Below are 24,023 nucleotides of genomic sequence, written 5' to 3' on the forward strand. Positions count from 1 at the left end.
TTATGTAATTTTTAAGCAAAAAAAAGGCGTCCCATCGACGCCTTGGTTAAACAACCTAATCTACACACCAAATTAATTTGAAAAAAACTTCGTCTCTGTAATCGCTTTAACCTCCGGCATATCACTGACACTTACTTGCAGAGAAACTTCGCTGACACGCTCTTTGATTTCTTCTGGTGTTATAGTCAAATGCACTGGCACACTGGCAATTTCTCCAGCTTTAATAAGTATGTTGCTCTCAGCACTTAAGCTGACATTATTGTTAAGAACACTAACGTTAAAGTGACGATTTAGCTGAGATTTATTAGTAATTTTTAGTAAATAGCTGTTGGTTACATTATCATGAAAATCAACTTGAAATAACGTACCACGATCACGCAATACCGAGAACTCAATCGGTATTCGCACCTGAATGGTATACGCCATAAAAACCATTGCTAATATAGATAACACGCCATAACCCACAATTTTAGAGCGTAATAGTTTTGCTTTTTTACCGAGTAATGCATTTTCACTGGTATAACTAATCAACCCTTTAGCGTAATTAAACTGCGTCATAGTCTGATCACAAGCATCTGCACACGCACCACAATTAATACATTCATATTGCAAACCATTACGAATGTCTATGCCAACAGGACAAACTTCAACACAAAGATTACAGTCTACACAATCACCTAAGCCTAACTCTTTAGGATCTTGCTTGCGTTTTCGACGACCACGATTTTCACCACGCAATTTATCGTAAGCCACCAACAATGTATTTTTATCAAACATCGCAGACTGAAAGCGTGAATACGGGCACATGTAAATACACATTTTTTCGCGCAACCAACCGGCATTGCCATAGGTACAAATAGCAAAAAACATTACCCAAAAAGTTGTTAAACCAGTCCAATCAAGCTGAACTAAATCAATATATAGTTCACGCGTTGGTAAAAAATAACTCAGGAATGTAGTTGCGGTTAAAAATGCCATTAGTCCCCAAACTAGGTGTTTGGCAGACTTACGTGCAATGGTATCTAGTGTTTTTGGCTGTTTATCACGTTTGATACGCTGATTTCTGCTACCTTCTAACCACTCTTCAACCCAAATAAAACTAAATGTCCATACAGTTTGCGGGCATACGTAACCACACCAAATTCGCCCTAACCAGGTAGTAACAAAAAAGAGTAAGTAACAACTCACTATCAACAAACCAGCTAATATAGTGAAATCTTGTGGGAAAAAGGTTTGCGAAAAAATATGAAATTGTTGCTTACCAATATCAAGCAATACCGCTTGATTACCTTGGTAATTAACCCAAGGTAACAAAACAAATATCATGACAAATACAAAGCCAGTTAGCTTTCTAATTTTTTGGTAACGTCCTTTTTGTTTACGGACATAAACGGGGGATTCAGACTTATAGGGCTTAATAATCAAGTCTTCTGCTTTATAATCAAACTTCATGGTTTACTACTAATACGAACAACAGGATACCCGCTAATAGCAATATGTGTTCCAAGTACAATAAAAGCAATAAGCATCTGTTTTATATTAATAATATTAAACAATAAGAAATATAAACAACGACCAAAAGCACGATATATCACGCTATCGCGATATGTCGCGGTTTAATACTTATTTATAGGAGAAAGAAAAACTAGCTTGGCCTAATAATTCCTAACTTCTTCATACGAGAACGTAGAGTACTTTCAGGTAAATCTAATTGCTTTGCAGCCCCTAAATTTCCACCAATACGCCACTTACAGGCTTTAAGTACGCTGCTAATATGTTTGTATTCGGCTTGTGCTAAAGTTTCATATTCAGTGGACTCGAGCGTCTTTGCTGAACTTTTAAAGTTGAAGCTCAAAATTCTTGATTTAGTCAGAATCATTTCGCGCTCAAGTACATTTTGCAATTCACGAATATTGCCCGGCCATTGGTACTGCATTAACTTGGTTAAGCTTTTGTTACTAATGGCTGTAATACTTTTACCAAGTTTTTTATTTAACGTGGCAATAATGGCTTGCGATAGTAGAGGAATGTCTTCTCGTCGGTCTCGCAATGGCGGTACAGTTACCGGAAATACGTTGAGTCGATAGAATAAGTCTATTCTAAACTCGCCACTGGCGACCATCGCCGATAGATCTTTATTTGTTGCCGCAATAATACGAATATTAACCGAGACTGTTTCACTGCCGCCAACACGTTCGAACTCTTGCTCTTGCAGTACACGTAGCAATTTTCCTTGCGCTTCCATGGTGAGCTCACCAATTTCATCAAGAAATAATGTACCGCCATTGGCTAATTCAAATCGACCTTTTCGACGCTCTGTTGCACCAGTAAATGCACCTTTTTCATGGCCAAACAATTCAGATTCAAGCAAACTTGGCGTAAATGCAGCACAGTTTACTTTTACCATAGTTGAGCCATTACGTTGACTTAAAGCATGAATATTACGTGCTACGAGCTCTTTACCCGTACCGTTCTCTCCTAAAATTAAAACCGTGCTATCAGTTTGCGCGACAAGCTCTACTTGCGAAAGCATTTTAGTTACAACTGAACTCTTGCCCACTAAGCCTGCGGATGACCATTCTTGGGCTAGCTCGTTTTGCAGGTAAGTGTTTTCAGCCTGCAGTTGCTCAGTAAGTGACTGCACGTTTTCTAGGGCACTACGCAGTGCTAATTCAATTTTTTGTTGTTGGCTGACATCACGAAAAACTGCAACAGCCCCGATAATTTTGTCATTTTTGTATACTGCTTGCGTGGTATATTCAACTGGAAAACTACTACCATCTTTACGCCAAAAAACTTCACCACTAACTTGTCGTGAAATACCATCTAGTGCGGTATTAAATATTTTGCAATCGCAAGCAGGATATGGTTCTCCATCACTGTAGCTGTGATGATGAAATTGATGAATATTTTTCCCTAATAACTCCTCCGAAGACCAGCCAGTCATTGCCTCTGCCGCCGGATTAATGAAAATAGCAAGACCTTGAGCATCTAATCCATAAATACCTTCACCAACTGCATTCAGTAGTAACTCCGAATCAGCAAGATAGGCTTTAATTTCTTTATTCATGTCATTCCAAATTAACTAAAATTATCAACTTATATACAACGGCTTGCTCATCAAAGTGGGAGTCACTAATAGTTACATATAGCAAACAACATCCCCACGATATAGCGTGGGTATTATTCACTAAAACTCTCAATTAATAAAGGGTGCAAAAAAGGGAAGCTATTCGCTTCCCTTTTTGATATTTAACAACCTAGTTTATAACGATTAACCGTTATAATTTTCCGGCATCTCCAATCCTGCGACACCTGAGTCAACCGCAGCTTGCGCAACAGCTTTTGCAACTGCTGAGCGTAATCGAGAATCCATAGGTTTTGGAATAATATAATCCTTACCAAACGTTAAACTTTTACTACCGCTGGCAGCAAGCACTTCAGCTGGCACTTCTTCTTTTGCTAAAGCGCGAATTGCGTGTACTGCAGCAATTTTCATTTCATCATTAATGGTTCTTGCTCGCACATCAAGTGCACCACGGAAGATGAATGGGAAACAAAGAACATTATTTACTTGGTTTGGGTAATCAGAGCGGCCAGTTGCCATAATCAAATCATCACGGGTTGCCATAGCTAACTCTGGCTTAATTTCTGGGTCTGGGTTTGAACAAGCAAAAATAACAGGATTGTTCGCCATTAATTTAACATGCTCGGGTGATAGTACGTCAGGCCCAGATACACCAACAAACACATCTGCGCCATCAATAGCTTCTTCTAATGTGCGTTTATCAGTATTATTAGCAAATAGCTTTTTATATTCATTTAAATCATCGCGACGGGTATGGATAACACCTTTGGTATCTAACATGTAAACCTTTTCGCGTTGTGCACCACACTTAATAAGGAGCTCCATACAAGCTATGGCTGCAGCGCCGGCGCCCATACAAACAATATTAGCATGGCGTAGCTCTTTACCTTGAATCTCTAAGGCGTTGATCATACCCGCGGCGGTAACTATCGCCGTGCCGTGTTGATCATCATGAAATACTGGCACTTTACAACGTTCGATAAGGGCTTTTTCGATAGCGAAACATTCAGGTGCCTTGATATCTTCAAGATTAATTCCACCGAAACTGTCTGCAATGTTGGCAACAGTATTAACAAAATCTTCGACTGTTTTGTGCTTTACCTCAATATCAAATGAGTTAATACCTGCAAAACGTTTAAACAGTAGAGCTTTACCTTCCATTACTGGCTTAGATGCCATTGGCCCTAAGTTTCCTAATCCTAATATAGCAGTGCCATTTGTAATAACCGCTACGGTATTACCTTTACCAGTATATTTATAAACATCATCAGGATTTTCAGCAATGGCACGAACAGGCTCCGCAACACCAGGACTATATGCCAACGAGAGATCTTGGCTGGTTTCAGCAGGAGTTGTTAATTCAACGCTAATTTTTCCTGGAGTTGGATATGCGTGATAATCAAGTGCTTGTTGGCGAAGGTCTGTCATGTCAATTCCTAATATGTGAAGCTAATGCGCGTATTTAGTTCAGTTTTACGAGTTATATTTTTTAAAACAATGATTCATGAAATCTATATTCAATATTTACACTTTCTATAGTATTGCATTGCACTTGCTAATTTCAAGCTCTTTTATATATATTAATTCGCTACAAGCTATAAATAATATAGCTTGAGCAACTTCGTAATTCACATTAATTAGCTGAATATTCAGCATATAAAAGTAACTATTCATGGATAAATAACGATTAGAACACTTTATTAAGCGGTAAAAGAGTTAAATATAAAACTTAGGTTTAAAACAAGCGTTTTATATGGAAGATGATGGTATTTTGTATCATTTCATGCCAGATAACAGAAATTAGGGACAATTTGATAAATTTAGATAAAAACTGGTCTACCTCTGAGCTGGGTCTATTATCATTGCTAGCAAAGCATTTCAGTTGAAATTAAAAATAAGTGACGGAAAGCAAAATTGGATATTTAAACAATTACTGATACAAAAAAACCACCTTTTAGGTGGTTTTTAATGCTTAATTATTTTTTAGTTACTCATCAAAAGGATTAACTAAAATCATGGTTTCGTTACGGTCAGGGCCTGTAGAGATAATATCTACTGGTACACCGGTCACTTCTTCAATGCGCTTAATGTAAGCAATTGCATTTGCTGGCAAAGCATCACGCGATGTTGCACCAACAGTAGTTTCACTCCAGCCTGGCATTTCTTCGTAAACTGGTGTGATTTTCTCGTAACCTTCTGCAGCTGTCGGCGGTACAGTGATCACATCACCTTCGGCAGTTTTATAGCCAACACAGATTTTTAATGTTTCTAAACCATCTAAAACATCAAGCTTAGTCAAACAGAAACCACTGATACTGTTTACCTGCACAGCACGGTGCATAGCTACAGCATCAAACCAACCACAACGACGTTCACGACCGGTAGTTGCGCCAAATTCATGACCAACAGTACCTAAATGGTGGCCTATTTCGTCATCTAATTCCGTAGGGAAAGGACCAGAACCAACACGTGTGGTATAAGCTTTCGTAATACCTAAAACATAATCTAAGTAACGAGGGCCAAAACCACTACCTGTCGCAACACCACCAACAGTAGTATTAGAAGATGTTACATACGGGTATGTACCATGGTCGATATCAAGTAAAGTACCTTGGGCACCTTCAAACATGATAGATTCACCCGCTTTACGCGCTTGATCTAACATTTCAGAGATATCAGCAACCATGCTCTTAATCGTTTCAGCAACAGCCATTGCATCAGCTAATACTTCTTCATAGCTTACTGGCTCAGCTTTGTAGTATGTGGTTAATACGAAGTTATGGTATTCCATAATTTCTTTTAATTTTGCAGCAAATGACTCTGAGCAAAATAAATCACCAACACGTAAACCACGACGAGCAGCTTTATCTTCGTAGGCTGGACCGATACCACGACCCGTAGTACCAATAGCCTTGCTACCACGTGCTTTTTCACGCGCTGCATCTAAGGCATTATGGTAAGGAAGAATTAACGGACATGCATCGCTAATTAAAAGACGTTCACGTACAGGGACGCCACGCTCTTCTAACATTGCCATTTCTGTCATTAGTGCTTTAGGACAAAGAACTACACCATTGCCAATTAAGCATTTTACGTTATCACGTAATACGCCAGATGGAATAAGATGTAATACGGTTTTTTCACCGTTAATGACTAGTGTATGACCTGCGTTGTGGCCACCTTGATAGCGCACTACATATTTGGCTTTATCAGTAAGTAAGTCGACGACTTTACCTTTACCTTCGTCACCCCATTGGGTGCCTAGAACTACGACGTTTTTACCCATGTTCACATATTGGTAAGAAAATTAGGCGGGGATTCTATCAAATATAAATATTGAGTCCAAGCAATTATTGTCGATTTTTAACTCGATTATAAAAAAGTTAGTTATCAAGGTAGCTTAGCGAAAAATTAATTTATCAGCCACAACATGACAAAACCTATCAAGACTAAAAAAATGCCAATTTGTCGTATTGCGGTCACTGGTTCGTTGGCTAACTTCAATACATAAGCACGCCACTTATTAGGAAACAGCGCAGGAATCAAACCTTCAATAATGAGTGCAATGGCAATGGCCATCAACAATGTAGTGGTCACAAACGCTCCTTATCCGATGATACCTGTTTGTTATACCATCAAATTACGTCAATTTATTTTGTAGTTATATGCTTTTGTGCCTCGAAATACAGAATGCATGAGAGAGACCGATACATACACACTCTTTCACATCGACATATATGGATATATTAATGTCGTGATGCCATGGATAGCAAGGAACGACCTGTACCCTCGTTATTGCCTGCATGGATGCTGGTACTTAATTTTTGTCTGGAACAAAAAAACTAACCAAACATTCTATACATATACGCTCTTTCACATCCATGTGACTGCGTTATACCGTACATCCTGTACATAAAAAAGCCATGACAGGTGTCATGGCTTTCAAAATAAACTCAAAAAAGTTTACTTGTCTTTTTTACCGTCTTTTAAATAGCCGAAGAAATCACTATCAGGCTTAACAACTAAGATATCATTCTTAGAGCTAAAGCTTTTTTCATAGGCTTCTAAACTACGGAAAAAGTTAAAAAACTCGGCATCTTGTCCGTATGAATCAGCATAAACTTTCGCAGCTAATGCATCACCTTCACCACGTATTTCTCGCGCACTCTTTTGTGCTTCTGCTAACATTACTGTTACTTTTGCATCAATAGTTGCACGAATAATTTCTGCTTGTTCTTGACCTTGAGAGCGATGCTCTTTAGCAACAGCTGTACGCTCAGCACGCATACGATCATAAATTGAATTACTTACTTCCGTAGGTAAATTAATCGCTTTAATACGTACATCAATTACTTCAATACCAAGATCTTCACGGCTACTTGCAGCGCTTTCAAGCGCTTTCGCCATAATTGCATCACGATCGCCAGAAACAATCTCTTTAATGGTGCGGGTACCAAATTCAGTACGTAAGCCATTATTTACTTTTTGTTTTAATAATGCGCGGGCATTATCGATAGAACCTGAGGTACGTAAGTAATATGTTGAGAAGTTAACGATTCGCCATTTAACAAATGAGTCAACCATTAGATCTTTTTTCTCAGATGTTACAAAACGATCAGGCGCTTCATCTAAGGTTTGGATACGCGCATCAAGTTTACGTACCGTGTTAATAAATGGAAATTTAAAATGTAGGCCAGGCTCGTACACTTTCATATCACCACTATCACCGTCACGTTTAATTTTTGAGAACTGGAACACGATACCGCGTTGGCCTTCAAAAACAATAAAAACTGATGAAACTGTTAAGACAAATAGTAGGGCAACTATGGCCAATAGGAAATTTTTCATGGCTTAATTTCTCCCACTATTGAATCGATCGCTTCGACCCGACAATGCTGGCGCACTGTTCGTTGACGCTGGCAATTGGTTTACACTTGGTAGCGATTGTTGAATTACGCGCTGCCCAGTTGATTGTTGCTGCATAATTTTATCCAGTGGCAAATACATCATGTTATTACCGCCATCAACATCTACCATCACTTTACTGGTATTACTGTAAACTTTTTCCATTGCTGTTAAATACATACGTTGGCGTGTTACTTCCGGAGCCGCTTGGTATTCAGGTAAAAGTTTATTAAAGCGTGCCACTTCACCTTCCGCATCTAACACTGTTTGCGATTTATACGCTAATGCTTCTTGCTCTAAACGCTTAACACGACCACGAGCACGCGGCTCAATTCCTCTAGCATATGCTTCAGCTTCACGTAAAAATCTTACTTCATCTTCTTGTGCAGCAATAGCATCATCAAAGGCATCTTTTACTTCTTCAGGAGGACGAGCATCTTTAAAGTTAACATCAACAATAATCAAACCTAAGTTGTATGGTTCAATTATTTTTTCTAACTGTACACGTACCGCTTGGCGAACTTCTTCACGTCCACTTGTTAAAATATCATCCATTGACGAATGACCAATAACGTAACGTAACGCACTATCAAGTGATTGACTTAAACTGTCATCAGCATCAGTAACACTAAATACATAGTTACGTGCATCGACAACACGATACTGGATCTGCATTTCTACACGAACAACGTTTTCATCTTGTGTCAGCATAAAACCAGCAGAAGGCAAATCACGAGTGGTTTGCATATCAACTGGAATAATGCGTTCAACAAATGTCCACTTCCAACGTAAACCAGGTTCTACTGTGCCTGCGTACTGACCAAAGCGTAATACAATACCTTTCTCAGCTTCTTTAATGGTGTAGAAGCCAGTGAAGGCGTAAACCAAAATAGCCGCAATTAATAGCACCATAATACCGACACTAGAAAGGCTTTTTCCAGAACCGCCACCTGATTTATTACCACCAAAAACACCGCCAAACTTGTTGCCGATATCTTTTAACAAATCGTCTAAATCTGGTGGACCTTGATTTTTGCCACCTTTATTTTTCCAGGGATCTTTATCGTTATTCCCCGGTTCATTCCAAGCCATGGTACTCTCCGCTATAAAAAATTAATGCCTAAACTGCTATATACGCATAAAACATTAGGTTTGGGCTAATATATCAGTCTGTTAAGTTTGAATAAAGTGCTCTATTTCAGCTTCGTCTTGTTTTACTAATCGATTCCACTCTCTCAGTGGTAATTTTACATCTACCAAGCAATTGCCTTGTTCGTCATAATGCTCTTGGGCAATACAATTTAATTGATAAAGTTGACCTCGAAGTTTTCCGGCACTTGGCGGCAAACACAGTAGGTGTTTGACTACTTGCTTGCCCAAGCGTTCCGCTAAAGCTTCAAATAATAACTCAATGCCGATGCCCTGTTGTGCTGATAACCACACGCGAATTGGCAAGCCATGCTCATCACGGTCGATTCTAGGCTCAACATCATCTAAACAATCTATTTTGTTACAAATTAATAATTGAGGTACATCACCCGCTTCAATTTCTTGTAAAACTTCTTCAACTTGTTCAATATTTTCACTGCGACGTTCATCAGAAATATCGATAACGTGCAATAACAACTCTGCTTCGCGGGTTTCCGTTAACGTTGCTTTAAATGCGGCAACTAAGTCATGTGGTAAATGACGAATAAAACCTACGGTGTCAGCTAGAATAACGCGGCCAACATCCTCAACATCAATTTTACGCAATGTAGGATCTAAGGTAGCAAATAACTGGTCAGCAGCATAAACATCTGCACGTGTTATATGATTGAATAATGTTGACTTGCCGGCGTTGGTATACCCCACTAAAGACACGGTAGGAATTTCGGCGCGGTTTCTCGCTCTTCGCCCTTGCTGCCTTTGTTTTTCCACTTTTTCTAAACGTCGGCGAATATTTACCATGCGCTCATGTAGTAAACGTCTATCGGTTTCGAGCTGTGTTTCACCAGGCCCTCGTAAACCTATACCACCTTTTTGACGTTCTAAATGCGTCCAACCACGAATTAACCGTGTACTAATATGGCGCAGTTGCGCAAGTTCAACTTGTAATTTACCTTCATGAGTACGCGCACGTTGAGCAAAAATATCAAGTATCAAGGTTGTACGATCAACCACTCGACACTCACATAATGCTTCCACGTTTTTTTCTTGTGACGGCGATAAACTGTGATTGAACAACACCACATTAGCGTTGTACGTACGTACAGCGTCAGCAACTTCTTGTGCTTTACCTGTACCAACAAAATATTTTGGATGTGGTGTATTACGTTTACCGGTAACCGTATTTAACGCAGTCACTCCCGCTGAACTAACAAGCATTTCAAATTCTTGTAGATCTTCACGGGTGTTATCATCTGGGAAATCTAAATGAACAAGTATCGCCTGCTCACCTGCTTGATACCTATCAAACAAATGAGCGACTCCACACAATACGAGCTAGATTCATTAATTCTCTTGATCCTGATTAAAGCCAGACTGGTTGGCTTGAGGAGTAGGCATAGTAGACACTGCACGTGCAGGCACTACCGTAGAAATAGCATGTTTATATACCATTTGACTCACGGTATTTTTAAGTAAAATTACAAACTGATCAAATGACTCTACTTGCCCTTGTAGTTTAATGCCATTAACTAAGTAAATTGCTACAGGAATACGATCACGACGTAACGCATTCAAAAATGGGTCTTGTAAAGATTGCCCCTTTGCCATTATTTGGCCCCTTTTGTTATTTTTAGTAAAAAGTTAAATTTTCTTTTCAAATGTTTTGCTGAATTTATTCAATAAAACTAGCTGGTTAATGCACAACTAAATTAATTATACATCAATGTTTAAAGTTTGCTTACTGCAGATAAAATAACTTGTAAATTATTTTCATCTTCCATATGCAACCAGTGCAAATCTTGCCAACTACGTAACCAGGTCAATTGCCGCTTTGCCAATTGCCGTGTGGCACAAATGCCTTTGAAAACCATTTCGTCATGGTCACATTCACCTTGTAAATGTTGCCACATCTGACGATATCCTACACAACGAATTGCGGGTAAATCATGATGTAAATCATCTCTTGCTTTTAAAGCTATAACTTCTTGTTTGAAGTTTTGCGCTATCATTTGCTCAAAGCGTAACTCTATTCTCGCATGCAAATCACTACGTTCTTTTGGTGCTATAGCAAACTGTAAAACATTTCCGCTGACTTTATCACCTTTTATTTCGGTCAATTGTGTCAAAGTTTGACCTGTTTTTCGATACACCTCTATCGCACGCGCTATCCGCTGCGGGTCATTCTGATGAATACGTGCTGCTGAAATAGGGTCAAAACCGGCTAACTGCTCATGCATTGCTGCCCAACCGTTTTGTTGGGCTTCAGCTTCAATATTTTTTCTAATTTCAGCGTCAGCTTCAGGCAATGGTGAAATGCCATCAATCAAGCTTTTGAAATACATCATGGTACCGCCTACTAACAGCGGAATTCGACCATTAGCACGACTCTTTGCTATCGCTTTTAAGGCGTCATGACAAAAGTCAGCCGCAGAATAACTTTCTGCAGGATCACGAATATCAATTAATTGATGCGGGTACTTTTCTAATTCTTCAGCTGTTGGCTTGGCTGTGCCAATATCCATACCTTTAAATACTAACGCCGAATCTACGCTGATAATATCGCATGGCAACGTATCGTATAGCGCCATAGCTAATGCTGTTTTTCCAGATGCTGTTGGGCCCATTAAACAAATAACAGGAGGCTCTGAAAATTCAACATTCTTAAGATTTACAACGTCGGTCATTTAATTATGTTTATTTACTAATTGGCTTATAGACGATGTAAGGTCGATAGCAACAGAATTCAAGCGTAGTTGCTGTTCAAATTGACATTTAAACTGACTTTCGGCATTACGCCATACTTGTAATGCTTGTTCTTGAGTCGAGCTTTCGGTCAACATCAAGTGCGACAATGCCATTTGCCAATCAATTTCAGAATGCACTTCATGCTCGCTATCAACTTGTAAGTGATTAATTAAGCTATCAAAACTACTTGCAACATTTTGATTTCTTAATAATGCCGGAAATTGGCGAATTTGAATTGTTGTTTTATTTAACAGCTGTATTTCCATACCTATAAATTGAAACTGCGTTTGGTTTAACGAAACAAATTCGGCAACTTTTTCACTAACTACAATTTTTATGGGCAATAACAATGGCTGAGAAACAAACTTCTCATGCCAACGCTGTTTCACAACTTGTAATTTTGTGAATAATTCTAATTTTTCTACTGATAGCAGTCTTAACTCTTGCTGCTGCACAAATACTACATAATGTGGTGCTTGCCAAAATAAAATTTTAGCTTCAGTGTCGTTAGTTATTAATTCACTATTGGCCAAGCTCACTTTTGGCTGGTGTTGAGCCTGTTCAACTACTTCATTATCCACCAATGGCGTCATTAGGTCACTATAGGCTTTACTGGCATTTGGATTAACTCTGCTACTATATGAAGAAGCAGGGTTTGCTCCATATGATGTAGGTGCTTGTTTTTCAAAATCACGACGAGTATTTTCCGTACGAGCTATTGCATGTACAGTTCCACCTTGCTCATGATACAAAGATGAGGGCTCTGAAACACTTGCCCTTACCGAAGTGGGTTTTAAAGGGGTTACAAAAGAAGTGTCAATATTACTTTGGGTATTAGCATTATTTTCGCCACTGGCAAATACTTCACCGGTGCTGTTATCAACCATTAATTCTGGCTCATGCGCCGCAATTAACGCCTGCTGGCAAACGGAGTAAATAAAATCATGAACATAACGGCCCTGATGAAATCTTACCTCATGCTTTGCCGGGTGCACATTAACATCAACTTCTTGAAAGTCTAGCTCAAGAAACAAGACAAACGCTGGGTAGCTATCATTTGGTAATAAATCTGCATAAGCCTGACGAATAGCATGATTAATAAGTTTATCGCGCATCATACGACCATTAACATAACTATAGCAAAGGTCATTTTGACTGCGATAAAAGCTCGGCTGTGCTATCCAACCATAAAGATGAAAACCATCATGCTGACAATCAACTTCAAGAGCATTATCAATAAATTTCTGTCCACAAATTTGGGCTACGCGTTTACTACGCTGTGCAGCTGAATTTGCCAATCGAAATTGTTTAATAACCTTTTGATTGTGAGTTAACACAAAACTGACATCAAATCGTGCTAACGCAATACGCTTGATGACTTCCTCAATATGCCCAAACTCGGTTTTTTCTGTGCGCAGAAATTTTCGCCTAGCAGGGGTATTAAAAAATAAATCACAAACATCAATAGTAGTGCCGTCAGGATGTGCAGCTGGATTTACCGTAACCGCCATATCTCGACCTTCAGCATTAGCTTGCCATGCTGCTTCTTGGTGTTGGGGCTTAGAGGTAAGTGTTAAACGTGCTACAGAGCTGATACTAGCTAACGCTTCACCGCGAAACCCTAGACTACTAATCGCTTCAAGATCATTAAGATCTTTGATTTTACTAGTAGCATGGCGGCTCAGTGCTAAACCTAACTCATCTTTAGCAATGCCTTTACCGTTATCAACAATGCGAATACGTTTAGCGCCACCTTTTTCGATATCAATTCGAAGACTTGTCGCGCCGGCATCTAAACTATTTTCGATTAACTCCTTCACAACTGACGCTGGACGCTCAACCACCTCACCAGCAGCAATTTGGTTGGCAAGGCGTGCGGGTAATATTGCAATAGTCATAAGTGAATTAATCTGCCTGTGGAATCTTTAATGTTTGGCCTATTCTAACCACATTAGATTTTAAATTATTTGCTGATTTCAACTGACGAACACTTATTTTATAACGTTGTGCAACAACAGAAAGCGACTCTCCACGGCTAACTTTATGTTCGCGAGTGCGATTAGCAGCAAACAAGCTACCATCAGGCGGGTTACGAGAGAAATAATTATTTACTGCTGTGTAAATCGCTTTCGCCAATTTTTGTTGATGAGCAGGATTGTTTAAACGTTTCTCTTCTTGCGGATTGGAAATAAAACCCGTTTCAATTAATACCGATGGAATATCTGATGATTTTAATACCGCTAAACTTAAACGCTCCGGCTTTTTCTTATGCAGTTTAGTCACTTTTTTCAGCTGTTTGACAACATGCTCAGCAAAATTATAACTGCTGGCCATAGTGTACTCTTTTTTCATATCAGCCAGCGCAATTGCTAAGTTATCATCTTTGGTTTTTTTAATGGTTTCGCCCGCACCACCTAATAACTCGGAGTTTTTCTCTCTATTTTGAATCCAACGGGCGAACTCTGAATCTGCCCGTCGAGTTGATTGCACAAGCACGGAGGCACCGCTAGGCTTAGGAGAGGTAAAAGCATCAGCATGAATAGAGATTAATAAATCCGCTTTGTTTTTACGTGCTAACCTGGGCTTGCGGTCATGGCTAACGTAGTAATCACCACTGCGTATCATGACCGCTTTTAAGCCTTTTTTACGATTGATTAGTTTTGCCAGTTTTTTGGCAATATTTAGCGTAACTTTTTTTTCATAAGTGCCGGCTGCACCAATAGAACCGGGATCATCACCACCGTGACCAGCAACAATCGCCACGACAATATCGCGCTTGCCTTTACTATTGTCATGTTTAGCAATTACTTTACTTTTTTTATCGTATAGATCAATAACTAAACGGTCACCATATTGACCTGCTGGTGCAAGTGGAAATACTGAAACTCGGTAACTTTCAGCGAGTTCTAAGACTAGACGTGTTGTGCCTTTTTTCTTAGAGCCACTTGAGCGAATTTTAGTTACTCGTTTATCTTTTTTTAATGCAGATTTCAATGCAGCAATATTCTTACTGTTATTAAAATCAATCACTAATCGATTGGGGGATGTTAATGAAAAATATTTAAAATCTGGCTTTTGGCTTAGGTCAAAAACGACACGAGTATTTTCTGGTGCCGGCCAAACCCTGACATTTTTAATCGTATTAGCGGCGCTAGCGTACGTGGTCATTCCAAGCCAAAGCATGGAAATGGTCACTAAATATAGCGCGAGCTTATTAAAACGCATTTTAATTCATTCCCCTTAACTTAACCCTTTTTGGGCTTTATTCTTATTATTTTTCTAAACTATGGCAATGGCAACTGCTTAGCACACCGTACCAAACATGCCGATCAAATTGCTTGTACTAGTTTTTGCCCAATCGCAGTTGCTGGCTTTATAGTAATAGAACGCTGTTCATCATGATAAGCAAGATCAATGACCAAATCTGCAGCAGCTATCATTCCTTGACCTTTTTCCGGCCATTCAATGAAACTACAACTACGGCTATTAAAATAATCTCTAATTCCCATATACTCTAATTCTTCCGGATCAGCGAGTCGGTACAAATCAAAATGATACACTTGCCAATCTTGCAGCTCGTAGGGTTCTACTAATGTGTAAGTTGGACTTTTAACGTTACCATTATGCCCCATGCCTTGAACAAACCCACGAGTCAATGTTGTTTTCCCAGCCCCTAGATCACCGTTAAGATAAACAACTATACCTTGATTTAAATCTGATTTTACAATATCAGCAATACGTTTGCCCATTGCGATAGTGGCTGTTTCATCCGCCAAAATAAAACTTTGCTTTGTTACAAAATTATTCATTAGTCATTGTTACTTTTCGTTTATTACTGCCATTCTGATATTTTCTATCCTCTGAGGTTACTCTCATTATTAATCAAGCGCTGCACTTCAGGGTAAAGATCACTAGCAAGTATACCAATTTGCCCATACTTTTTGGCAATAATATCAGCTGCACGGCCATGAATATAGACACCAAGACGAGCCGCTTGGAATAAATCCGTGGTTTGCAAAATTAACGCACCAATAATACCACTTAAAACATCCCCCATGCCGCCACTGGCCATACCGGCATTCCCAGTGGTATTAACCCAAATAGTTGTGCCATCAGAAATGAGTGTTCCGGCACCTTTTAACACGCATATACCGCCATAACGCTTTGCTATTTCTTTGACGGTAAAAAAACGATCAAGTTCAACTTCCGCTACGCTGCAGTTAAGCAAAGCAGCGGCTTCCCCCGGGTGAGGAGTTAAAACCCAGTTATTAGAAAAAACCGGCTGTTGAGCAAGAAAATACAATGCATCAGCATCAATTACTTTAGCCTGAGACAAATTAATCACAGTATTAAAAAGCTGTTCAGACCAAGTTCCTCGTCCTAAGCCAGGCCCTAACACCACAGATTTAACTTTTGCCAGTACACTTGTGGAAGCTAATGTTTGTGAGCAATTTGCAACAACCATAAGCTCTGGCTGGCGTGACAATAAGATATTACGCGAGTATTCATGGCAACAAACACTCACTAATGCCGCCCCCGCACGCAAAGCCACTTCACATGTTAAACAGATCGCGCCGGTGAAAGTGCTATCACCACCGACAGCTAACATCATACCAATACTGCCCTTATGACTGGCTGGCAATCGCTTACGCAAAAGAGGTAGAGAATCAGTATTTTGACGAAAGCACTCAGCTGATTGCAATTGTGCAAAAGCAGTATTTATTGCCAAAGTTTCTAAGACTAACTCGCCAACATAGTTTGCCGCTTGCCCTGTTAACAGACCTTGTTTATAAGCAATAAGGGTAACGGTTAAATCTGCTTTGACCGCAGTCGGGGTTACAACACCTAAGTCTGCATTTAATCCTGACGGCACATCAACGGCCACACGAAGACAATTCTTATTATTAATCGCCTCAATTAAGGTTATTAACGCTGGTGAAAGCTCACCACGAAAACCAATACCGAATAGGCAATCAACAATCAACTCTCCTTGATAATCAGCTATAAAATCGACTTTTTTCGCAGTCGATAAATCAAAGTAGATAGCAACTGAGCATTGCTCTAATAACTTCATGGCTTGTAGAGCATCTCCTTGGATTTGTTCTCGCCTAGCATCAACAACCACTTTGACATTGATACCTGCCTGGTGTGCAAGCCGAGCAACTATATAACCGTCACCTCCATTATTTCCTTTGCCAGTAATAACTAATATCCGGTGCGCTGATGGATAATATTGACGAATATTATTAAATACTACCGTACCTGCACGTTCCATCAATTGATATAAATTAAGACCAATAGCTTGCGCTGCGTCAGCTTCGTATTGTTGTAGTTGATTAACCTTATAAGCCTGATGTGGTAAACTTGCCGGCATTGTTTTATCACCTTATTGCGCTAATATCTGCAAATATGACAACTCCTGCTATTAACTATCAAGAATTAACAGAAAAGATCAAGCTTTGGGGCCAAGAACTTGGTTTTTCACAAGTAGGAATATCTGATGTCGACTTGTCAGCACATGAGGCGGCACTCAGCCGCTGGTTAGAAAATAATTACCACGGCAATATGGATTATATGGCCCGTCATGGTCTTATGCGTGCTCGCGCTAAAGAGCTTGTAGAAGGTACACTTAATGTTATTAGCGTTCGCATGGATTATTTACCCACAGATGCGAAATTCGCTCGTATTTTGAAAAATCGTGACCATGCTTATATTAGCCGTTATGCATTAGGGCGCGATTACCATAAGCTGATGCGTAAGCGCTTAAAGCAGCTAGGGGAAAAAATTAAAGATCATTGTCAAACATTTAACTACCGACCGTTTGTCGATTCTGCCCCTATTCTAGAAAGACCTTTGGCAGAAAAAGCAGGACTAGGATGGGTTGGCAAGCACTCACTATTGATAAACAAACAGGCAGGCTCGTGGTTCTTCTTAGGGGAGCTATTAGTTGATTTGCCCTTAATTGCTGATAAAAAACCTGAAAATGACTGTGGCAGTTGTGTTGCTTGCATTAAAATTTGCCCAACTCAAGCTATTGTGGAGCCTTATGTTGTTGATGCAAGACGCTGTATTTCTTATCTCACCATCGAGCTTAGAGAAGCCATTCCAATTGAGTATCGACCACTAATTGGTAATCGAATTTATGGTTGTGACGATTGCCAATTAATTTGTCCATGGAATAAATTTGCCAAGCTTGGCAGTGAAGATGATTTTAAACCAAGGCAAAACTTTGACAATATTGCCCTACTAACATTATTTTCCTGGGACGAAGCAAGCTTTCTAAATAAAACCGAAGGTTCACCTATTCGCCGTATTGGTTTTTCCTGCTGGCAACGTAATATTGCTGTCGCAATAGGTAACGCTGACTATTCAGCAGAAAACGTAGCAGCACTGACAGAAAAGCTTAATAGTGCAGATGAAATGGTCGCCGAACATATTCACTGGGCACTAGAGCAGCAAGCATTAAAGCTACAAGAAATGTCTCAAGATAAAAACTTACGTTTAACCGCACGTCTTATTCGTTCAGTTGAAAAAGGCATGCCACGTGATGCTTAGTGGTGAAGCTTCTGCCATTTCACTGTTAATTCTTCTAACACACTTGCGCTTTTCCCTTGCTGAACTTTCTCCGCAAGTTGGCTAAATAATTGTTCGGCCAAGGCAACATGTTCAGCGTTTGCTTCATCATGCTGTTTAATGGTGATCAGAATTTTTAACTGGCTGATCATTAGCTTGACATTATCAGGGCTTAATTGCAGTGCTTGGGTAATAGCATCTAGCGCCGGCAATAAACGGTTTCTTTGAAAGTGCTCCACCGCCATACTGTTTAACTGTTTTGCGGTAAAGTGTATTTCTTCTCGCTCTTCCGTTTCTTGCTCAATATAACGCTTAACTACTTGGCAATTGAGTGACTCACCTGAAATTTGGTTATTAATTGCTTTTAATAAATGAATTGCATCTTCTCGCATACCAAGTTCATGCAGCACTTTCACTTTATCTAAATTATCTTCAACCACTGCCGTTGGCTTTAACGACATATGATTTTCAACTAACTTAGTCGCTTTTTCCGCTTCATTACGAACATTGTGTAAACGAGCTTTAACTACAAGTAATTGCTGTTTAAACAATTGAATATCTTCATAGTCATTTTCAAACTGTTCAAGGTAGCGATCTATTTGCTTTAACACCGTTTGTGCGCTGTCATCTGGCGTCGCACACGCTAAATCGATCCCTGCTCTAACCACATTTAGAATTAGCTCTGGTGAGTCATGAATTGAGTTTTTTGCTTGTTGAGCAATATTTCGTGTCGCTAGATATTGACCTTTATGATCGTGTGTTAAACGGGCTAGATCCCATGACTTTTTATTACGTTCAATATTTCTAGGTGCTAATGCTGTCGCCATTTTTATTTCATCGTACGCTTGCTGATACTCCTCTTGCTCGATGTAATATTGCGCCATCATGTCGTGGGCACCAAAGCGAGTTTCAGGCTTATCTGTTAAGGTTTTTAACATGTCGCGAATTTCCTCTATTCGCCCTTGTTTTAATAATGCTTTGGCATAACCTAAATAAACCCATGAGTACTGATATTGTTTTAGCAATTGCTTATAAAAAGCCTCCGCTTCCTGAAACTCTAATAGATGTAGCAACGCATCACCCTTAATACGGTTAATATTCGGATGAAATTGCACTAATGATTCATTTAACAAATGCCGATCAGCAAAATAGATCGCTTTCGCATAAGCCTTTCTATCAATAGCCTGATAAATATTAAACAGCGCTTGTTTAACTTTTAAGGTGGCTTTTAAACGAGTTTGCACTTTTTGAATAGCTAACGGTTTTGTCCAAAAGTCATCAGGTTGTAATTCAATGATAGAATTCACCAGCGACTCGTCGGTTTCTGAACTAAGAAAAATAAGTACCGTTGTTTTAGTAACGTGGCCTTTAAATTTAAGCTCTTCCAATAAATGAAAGCCGTCCTTATCACTTTTAACATTAAAGGCACAAATCACCACATGAAAATGCATTTCATCGCATAGCCTTAAACCGTAATAGGCATTTTCAGCGCAACGAACTTCTTTGATACCTAACGCATACAAACTTTCTTTTAAAGTATTGTGAACCAATAAGTTGTCATCAATAATCAAGACATTAAGCTTGTCTAGCTGAGCTAAGGTATTTTTTTCAACTTTAGACATTTTTTGCCTTAACGATTTTACATTTATACATCTATTTTGCTCTTTGTTGTGCTCGTTGCTGGCATTGTTGTATGACTATATTTTTTTCTGTGTTATTGAACTTTCGCCACGACACTATCTCGTCAATATGACGAAAACAGCCTAAACAAATGTCTTGCGCATCTAAACAACAATTACGCACACAAGGGCTTTCAATTTCTTGTATCGTTTTAATAATAGGTTCTAGGCTCATATTGATTCCGCAAATTCAGCTAGCTGACTAAGACATGATGTCAGTTGCGCTACCTGCTGTTTAAGTTGCTTACTTTGCTGCGATGATAAACTACCATCTACTTGTAATATTAATTTATGGCACGCTTGACATTGCTGCAAAAGCGGCTCTGCCGCGATAACTCGACTCAGATGTATAATGCTTTTTAAATGTCGTTGAGAGTCAGCAATATTGTTAGCAATAATAGCTTGCTCAAGCTTAATCAATAACGACTCGATATCAGCTAAATAATCATCAAGCATAATTGCTGCTATTTCTGCAGAACCCTGATTTTGTGCATAACGATTTAGGTCAAAAGCTGCGGGAGCTTGAATATCTTGTTGTGTGTTATCAAAATTCAAATCTAATAACTTATCAATATTTTCAGCTGAGGTTTCATCGCTAGTTTTACTCGTACTTTGAACTGCATCAACCGTTGCTTGAGCTGCCTGTTCTTGATTATCTTTAGCAACTTTTTGCTCTAAGTTATTTTGCTCAATCTGCTGCACTATTTGCACACTTAACCACGGTGATAACAACGCAATTATTGCTTGAATATCCAAAACAGGTGGCACAATACCCGTGTGCCAAGATTCATCGATATGTTGCGCCACAAAAAAGTCGGCAACTACATTCGACTCACATTCAAGAGCATAAACTCCACGAGGATAGTCAATCGTATTGGCTAGCGCTAGTTTAAACGGCATGAATTCGCTAATAGCAACCTGATATTGACCGCTTTGCCAATGCTGTTCTAACTGTGATAATTGAGTAACTACGGTTAAATCAAAACCTAGCCAATGCAGTAATTGTAGTAAATATTGCTGACTACTCGGTTTTTTAACAGCTAACAACAATTTATGCTGGTTGGCGAAAGTTTGCTGTTGACCAAAAACTTCACTCGCTATTAATAAATTACTTTTTTCTTTAGTCGCTAGCAGTTGGTTGAGCTTATATTTTAAATCGTTGGCATACCACGGCGTCATGCAATGAGAAAACATTCCTGTTCTCGCTAGACTCTTATTCGCTAAAGGTTGACTGATCAAAATTTTAGGCTGTAACTTATTTGGTAGGCTCTCGATATGTTGAATAATTAAATCATAATCTGATCGATAAACTTCTTCAGAAATAAGTAAAACATCGACCTTATTATCTTTTAAATGTTTAATGCTTAATTGTCGTTGAAATAATGTTAAGTCTCGCATGGTTTCAACATGTAGCTTGCTACCTTCAAGCACATTGCAAAGTCGTAGACGACTTTCAGGCTCTGTAGCAATAACTAAAACACTGCCTTTTCCTAATCTAATATCAGCTTTACTAATCTGCTGATTCGGCATTACTCCATCACTAGGACAGTCAGCTTTAGCTAATGGCAGATTAAAAGTAAACTTGCCGCTATTGTCGAGCACAACGCTTTCACTATCACTGGCATTGAATACCAACATTAAATCACGTAAATAAACTAATTTAGTACATGTTAACTCTGCATTCATATCGATTATTTGCGTAATAAGCGCCATTGTCTGAGAGAACGCTTCTTGATCTGAAAATGTTTGTACAACAAAGCTAAAGCTCACTATTTGTTGCGCACTATTTACGTCGGCTAATTTAAGCGTAATATCTAAATTCGCATTGTGTTGCTGAGCCAATAAAAATGCAGAGAATTCTCGTATCATGTTATGGAAAAGCTCACTTTCCATGGTGACATACGGATTCACTTTTTCGTCAATACTTACGTATACGCTATTGTTACAGTCAATTTCAGCCATGGCACAGTTAATTGTTGCGCTATGTACTTCATCAATAAGATTGACGGTTGATAGAGTTAAAAGGTAATCATCTCGGCGTAATTGAGCGCTTATTTTCTGTTGCTGACTTCCGTTTAATAATTGTTGCAAAAGCTCGTCGTTTTCTTGTTCATTACTAGGACCATCGCCACGCCACTTTTGCGTAATTAACCGCTGAATGATGCCAATTACATAGTCACTATTTCGGATAATATTAAGTTTTTCATTTTGGGTTTGTTGCTGCAATTGTTCTTGTAACTGATTATTTTGACTATGCAACTGTTGTAGTGTTTCTGCCGAACTGACACTGCCTCGCCAATGGCTATTAATATATTCAATTGTTAATGAAACGGCTTTCTCTCGCTCTGTGACTAATAACAGGCGTTGAATGTTGTTATGCGTTTTTGCTTCACGAGCTACTGCAATAATTTTACTAACGTCATTTCGGCTAAATAAATGCCGCCAATGTTTAGGAAACGACTCAATTCCTAATATAGTTTTTAAAGTATTGTCGTAAGTCGGTTCTGACTGTGACAATTGCCAAAATGCGTAACCACTGTGTTGATGAACTTGTGTCGTGAATAACTGTTGTTGCTGTTTAAGATTAAGGTAATCAACTTCACTATGCTTAGGTTGTGACAGTTGCTCAAAGCCACTAACCACCTGCTTTGCTTCCGCCGAAAAAAACTCCCCTGTACAACTACCAGAATTCAGGTATTCATTAATCATTGCTTTATGATTTTGGTTAAAGCGTTTTAAAACCTTACGAGTGCTATATAAAATAACTAGAAACAACACTAAAAAGCTAATAAACACAGCGATAACTAGCCAAATATAATGTTGTTCAGGAATTTCGAGAGAAAATTCAGCGAACTGTAATTTAATACTTTGATTAATCGCGCCCGCATTTGGTAACTTGATGTTTAATGCTGATGCGACAAACGGTGCTAAGTCTGCGTGTTGCGTTTGCAGCTCTGTTCTAAAATCTTGTACTCTTCGTAATTGACCACGCCATTTGGCAAAGGTGTTTTGCTCAACAAATAGTAAATCATTTAGCACAACAACCTGCGCTACTAATACGTTTTCATCAGTGCTTTTACTATCAAATTGATCCACCATGTTCGCTAACCATTTTTGCAAGCCAGTATTGGCTTGTTGCTGTAGGTAATCGAATTCAATTAAGTCATAGCGAAGATCTAATTTGCTAAACATAACCAAGCTATCAACAAGTAATCTATGCAATTCACGATTACGATTTAGATTAATGGCCAATTTACTCAGTGCTTTGGCTCGAATTGCTGTAACTCGATCTGTTAAACGGTCAGAATTTACTTGCTGGTATAGGTTATTTTGTTGACTAGCTTGATCTGCGATAAGAACAGATAAACTATCGGCAACTAATGTTAACTGAATAATAACGCTGTCTTTTAGCTGTATATTTCGACGTGAACTTTCAGTTAGGCGAATAACATTTTCCGCTTGTTGCTGTAATCGCTGTATTAGCTGTTCGAGTAGTTGCCTATTTTTTCTCGATAATGTTGATAATTGCTCGAGGTTATTATTTAGTACTTGATAATAACGGCTAAATTCAATGGCATTTTTACTAGCGGTTATTTCATTTATTAGCTGCTCTTGGCGTATCAATAATTTTTGCTGTTTGTTGTGCTGTTCTATAGCTGGTAAATACTGTTCATTTACTACAAGCAATTGCTTTGAATGATAAAAGTAAAGCGAAACACCAGCAACACTAGTGAGTAAAAAACAAATTACAAGCAGGAAAAATCGACCAAATAATTGTCGATAAAGGGGTAAAGTTAAATCCATGAACGAGGCAGCATCCTAACAGCACTTAAACTATTAGTAGTTTATGGATTTAGCGATAATTAGCAACGATTAATGATGGC

General features: G+C 38.9%; 18 protein-coding genes. 1 reads left to right on the forward strand and 17 read right to left on the reverse strand.

Annotation, left to right across the window (positions count from 1 at the left end; translation table 11 throughout):
* Window positions 1–72: 72 nt before the first annotated feature.
* The 14 genes from ccoG to AC27E9_RS15630 form a co-directional block, all read right to left on the reverse strand.
* Window positions 73–1,452, reverse strand: a complete 1,380-nt coding sequence (ccoG, locus tag AC27E9_RS15565; protein ID WP_487131759.1) for a cytochrome c oxidase accessory protein CcoG — start codon at window positions 1,450–1,452, stop codon at window positions 73–75.
* A 193-nt stretch (window positions 1,453–1,645) separates the two neighbouring features.
* Window positions 1,646–3,070 carry a sigma-54 interaction domain-containing protein gene (locus AC27E9_RS15570; RefSeq protein ID WP_487131761.1) on the reverse strand — a complete coding sequence of 475 codons (1,425 nt, stop codon included), beginning with the start codon at window positions 3,068–3,070 and terminating at the stop codon, window positions 1,646–1,648.
* A 204-nt stretch (window positions 3,071–3,274) separates the two neighbouring features.
* Complete coding sequence (locus tag AC27E9_RS15575) at window positions 3,275–4,516, reverse strand: malic enzyme-like NAD(P)-binding protein (RefSeq protein WP_487131763.1); 1,242 nt, start codon at window positions 4,514–4,516, stop codon at window positions 3,275–3,277.
* Window positions 4,517–5,075: 559 nt separating this feature from the next.
* Complete coding sequence (locus tag AC27E9_RS15580) at window positions 5,076–6,374, reverse strand: adenylosuccinate synthase (protein WP_487131764.1); 1,299 nt, start codon at window positions 6,372–6,374, stop codon at window positions 5,076–5,078.
* Window positions 6,375–6,499: 125 nt separating this feature from the next.
* Entirely contained in the window at window positions 6,500–6,685 is a 186-nt protein-coding gene (locus tag AC27E9_RS15585) for a DUF2065 domain-containing protein (protein WP_487131766.1), read from the reverse strand.
* A 366-nt stretch (window positions 6,686–7,051) separates the two neighbouring features.
* Entirely contained in the window at window positions 7,052–7,936 is an 885-nt protein-coding gene (gene hflC / locus AC27E9_RS15590; protein WP_487131768.1) for a protease modulator HflC, read from the reverse strand.
* Between the two features lie 3 nt (window positions 7,937–7,939).
* Entirely contained in the window at window positions 7,940–9,085 is a 1,146-nt protein-coding gene (gene hflK, locus AC27E9_RS15595; protein WP_487131770.1) for an FtsH protease activity modulator HflK, read from the reverse strand.
* An 81-nt stretch (window positions 9,086–9,166) separates the two neighbouring features.
* Window positions 9,167–10,453, reverse strand: coding sequence for a ribosome rescue GTPase HflX (gene hflX / locus AC27E9_RS15600; protein WP_487131772.1), 1,287 nt, complete (start codon window positions 10,451–10,453; stop codon window positions 9,167–9,169).
* Window positions 10,454–10,486: 33 nt separating this feature from the next.
* Complete coding sequence (hfq, locus tag AC27E9_RS15605; protein WP_487131774.1) at window positions 10,487–10,750, reverse strand: RNA chaperone Hfq; 264 nt, start codon at window positions 10,748–10,750, stop codon at window positions 10,487–10,489.
* Between the two features lie 119 nt (window positions 10,751–10,869).
* Complete coding sequence (gene miaA, locus AC27E9_RS15610; protein ID WP_487131776.1) at window positions 10,870–11,826, reverse strand: tRNA (adenosine(37)-N6)-dimethylallyltransferase MiaA; 957 nt, start codon at window positions 11,824–11,826, stop codon at window positions 10,870–10,872.
* A complete protein-coding gene (gene mutL, locus AC27E9_RS15615; protein WP_487131778.1) occupies window positions 11,827–13,785 on the reverse strand; it encodes a DNA mismatch repair endonuclease MutL in 1,959 nt (652 codons plus the stop codon).
* A 7-nt stretch (window positions 13,786–13,792) separates the two neighbouring features.
* Window positions 13,793–15,112, reverse strand: coding sequence for an N-acetylmuramoyl-L-alanine amidase (locus AC27E9_RS15620; protein ID WP_487131780.1), 1,320 nt, complete (start codon window positions 15,110–15,112; stop codon window positions 13,793–13,795).
* A 104-nt stretch (window positions 15,113–15,216) separates the two neighbouring features.
* On the reverse strand, window positions 15,217–15,696 hold the full coding sequence (gene tsaE / locus AC27E9_RS15625) for a tRNA (adenosine(37)-N6)-threonylcarbamoyltransferase complex ATPase subunit type 1 TsaE (RefSeq protein WP_487131782.1): 480 nt from the start codon (window positions 15,694–15,696) through the stop codon (window positions 15,217–15,219).
* 44 nt (window positions 15,697–15,740) lie between these two features.
* Complete coding sequence (locus tag AC27E9_RS15630; RefSeq protein ID WP_487131784.1) at window positions 15,741–17,261, reverse strand: NAD(P)H-hydrate dehydratase; 1,521 nt, start codon at window positions 17,259–17,261, stop codon at window positions 15,741–15,743.
* Between the two features lie 35 nt (window positions 17,262–17,296).
* Here AC27E9_RS15630 and queG point away from each other — a divergent pair, with 35 nt between their 5' ends.
* Window positions 17,297–18,442 carry a tRNA epoxyqueuosine(34) reductase QueG gene (gene queG, locus AC27E9_RS15635; protein ID WP_487131786.1) on the forward strand — a complete coding sequence of 382 codons (1,146 nt, stop codon included), beginning with the start codon at window positions 17,297–17,299 and terminating at the stop codon, window positions 18,440–18,442.
* Here the strand turns inward: queG and AC27E9_RS15640 are convergent.
* From AC27E9_RS15640 to AC27E9_RS15650, 3 genes are read right to left on the reverse strand one after another with little or no spacing between them, the layout of a single operon-like run.
* Complete coding sequence (locus tag AC27E9_RS15640) at window positions 18,439–20,082, reverse strand: response regulator (RefSeq protein WP_487131788.1); 1,644 nt, start codon at window positions 20,080–20,082, stop codon at window positions 18,439–18,441. The genes queG and AC27E9_RS15640 overlap by 4 nt on opposite strands.
* A 31-nt stretch (window positions 20,083–20,113) precedes the next feature.
* Window positions 20,114–20,314, reverse strand: coding sequence for a DUF1289 domain-containing protein (locus tag AC27E9_RS15645; protein WP_487131790.1), 201 nt, complete (start codon window positions 20,312–20,314; stop codon window positions 20,114–20,116).
* Window positions 20,311–23,943, reverse strand: coding sequence for a hypothetical protein (locus tag AC27E9_RS15650; protein ID WP_487131791.1), 3,633 nt, complete (start codon window positions 23,941–23,943; stop codon window positions 20,311–20,313). The genes AC27E9_RS15645 and AC27E9_RS15650 overlap by 4 nt, the downstream gene beginning before the upstream one ends.
* Window positions 23,944–24,023 lie beyond the last annotated feature (80 nt).

This window comes from Colwellia meonggei (assembly GCF_057537295.1).

What these genes read in the sequence shown, in the direction of transcription:
- ccoG (WP_487131759.1), bottom strand. Translation starts at nt 1,452, where the DNA reads ATGAAGTTTGATTATAAAGCAGAAGACTTGATTATTAAGCCCTATAAG.
- hflK (WP_487131770.1), bottom strand. Translation starts at nt 9,085, where the DNA reads ATGGCTTGGAATGAACCGGGGAATAACGATAAAGATCCCTGGAAAAAT.
- tsaE (WP_487131782.1), bottom strand. Translation starts at nt 15,696, where the DNA reads ATGAATAATTTTGTAACAAAGCAAAGTTTTATTTTGGCGGATGAAACA.
- AC27E9_RS15640 (WP_487131788.1), bottom strand. Translation starts at nt 20,082, where the DNA reads ATGTCTAAAGTTGAAAAAAATACCTTAGCTCAGCTAGACAAGCTTAAT.
- AC27E9_RS15645 (WP_487131790.1), bottom strand. Translation starts at nt 20,314, where the DNA reads ATGAGCCTAGAACCTATTATTAAAACGATACAAGAAATTGAAAGCCCT.
- AC27E9_RS15650 (WP_487131791.1), bottom strand. Translation starts at nt 23,943, where the DNA reads ATGGATTTAACTTTACCCCTTTATCGACAATTATTTGGTCGATTTTTC.
- mutL (WP_487131778.1), bottom strand. Translation starts at nt 13,785, where the DNA reads ATGACTATTGCAATATTACCCGCACGCCTTGCCAACCAAATTGCTGCT.
- hflC (WP_487131768.1), bottom strand. Translation starts at nt 7,936, where the DNA reads ATGAAAAATTTCCTATTGGCCATAGTTGCCCTACTATTTGTCTTAACA.
- AC27E9_RS15620 (WP_487131780.1), bottom strand. Translation starts at nt 15,112, where the DNA reads ATGCGTTTTAATAAGCTCGCGCTATATTTAGTGACCATTTCCATGCTT.
- hfq (WP_487131774.1), bottom strand. Translation starts at nt 10,750, where the DNA reads ATGGCAAAGGGGCAATCTTTACAAGACCCATTTTTGAATGCGTTACGT.
- AC27E9_RS15630 (WP_487131784.1), bottom strand. Translation starts at nt 17,261, where the DNA reads ATGCCGGCAAGTTTACCACATCAGGCTTATAAGGTTAATCAACTACAA.
- AC27E9_RS15570 (WP_487131761.1), bottom strand. Translation starts at nt 3,070, where the DNA reads ATGAATAAAGAAATTAAAGCCTATCTTGCTGATTCGGAGTTACTACTG.
- queG (WP_487131786.1), top strand. Translation starts at nt 17,297, where the DNA reads ATGACAACTCCTGCTATTAACTATCAAGAATTAACAGAAAAGATCAAG.
- miaA (WP_487131776.1), bottom strand. Translation starts at nt 11,826, where the DNA reads ATGACCGACGTTGTAAATCTTAAGAATGTTGAATTTTCAGAGCCTCCT.
- AC27E9_RS15575 (WP_487131763.1), bottom strand. Translation starts at nt 4,516, where the DNA reads ATGACAGACCTTCGCCAACAAGCACTTGATTATCACGCATATCCAACT.
- AC27E9_RS15580 (WP_487131764.1), bottom strand. Translation starts at nt 6,374, where the DNA reads ATGGGTAAAAACGTCGTAGTTCTAGGCACCCAATGGGGTGACGAAGGT.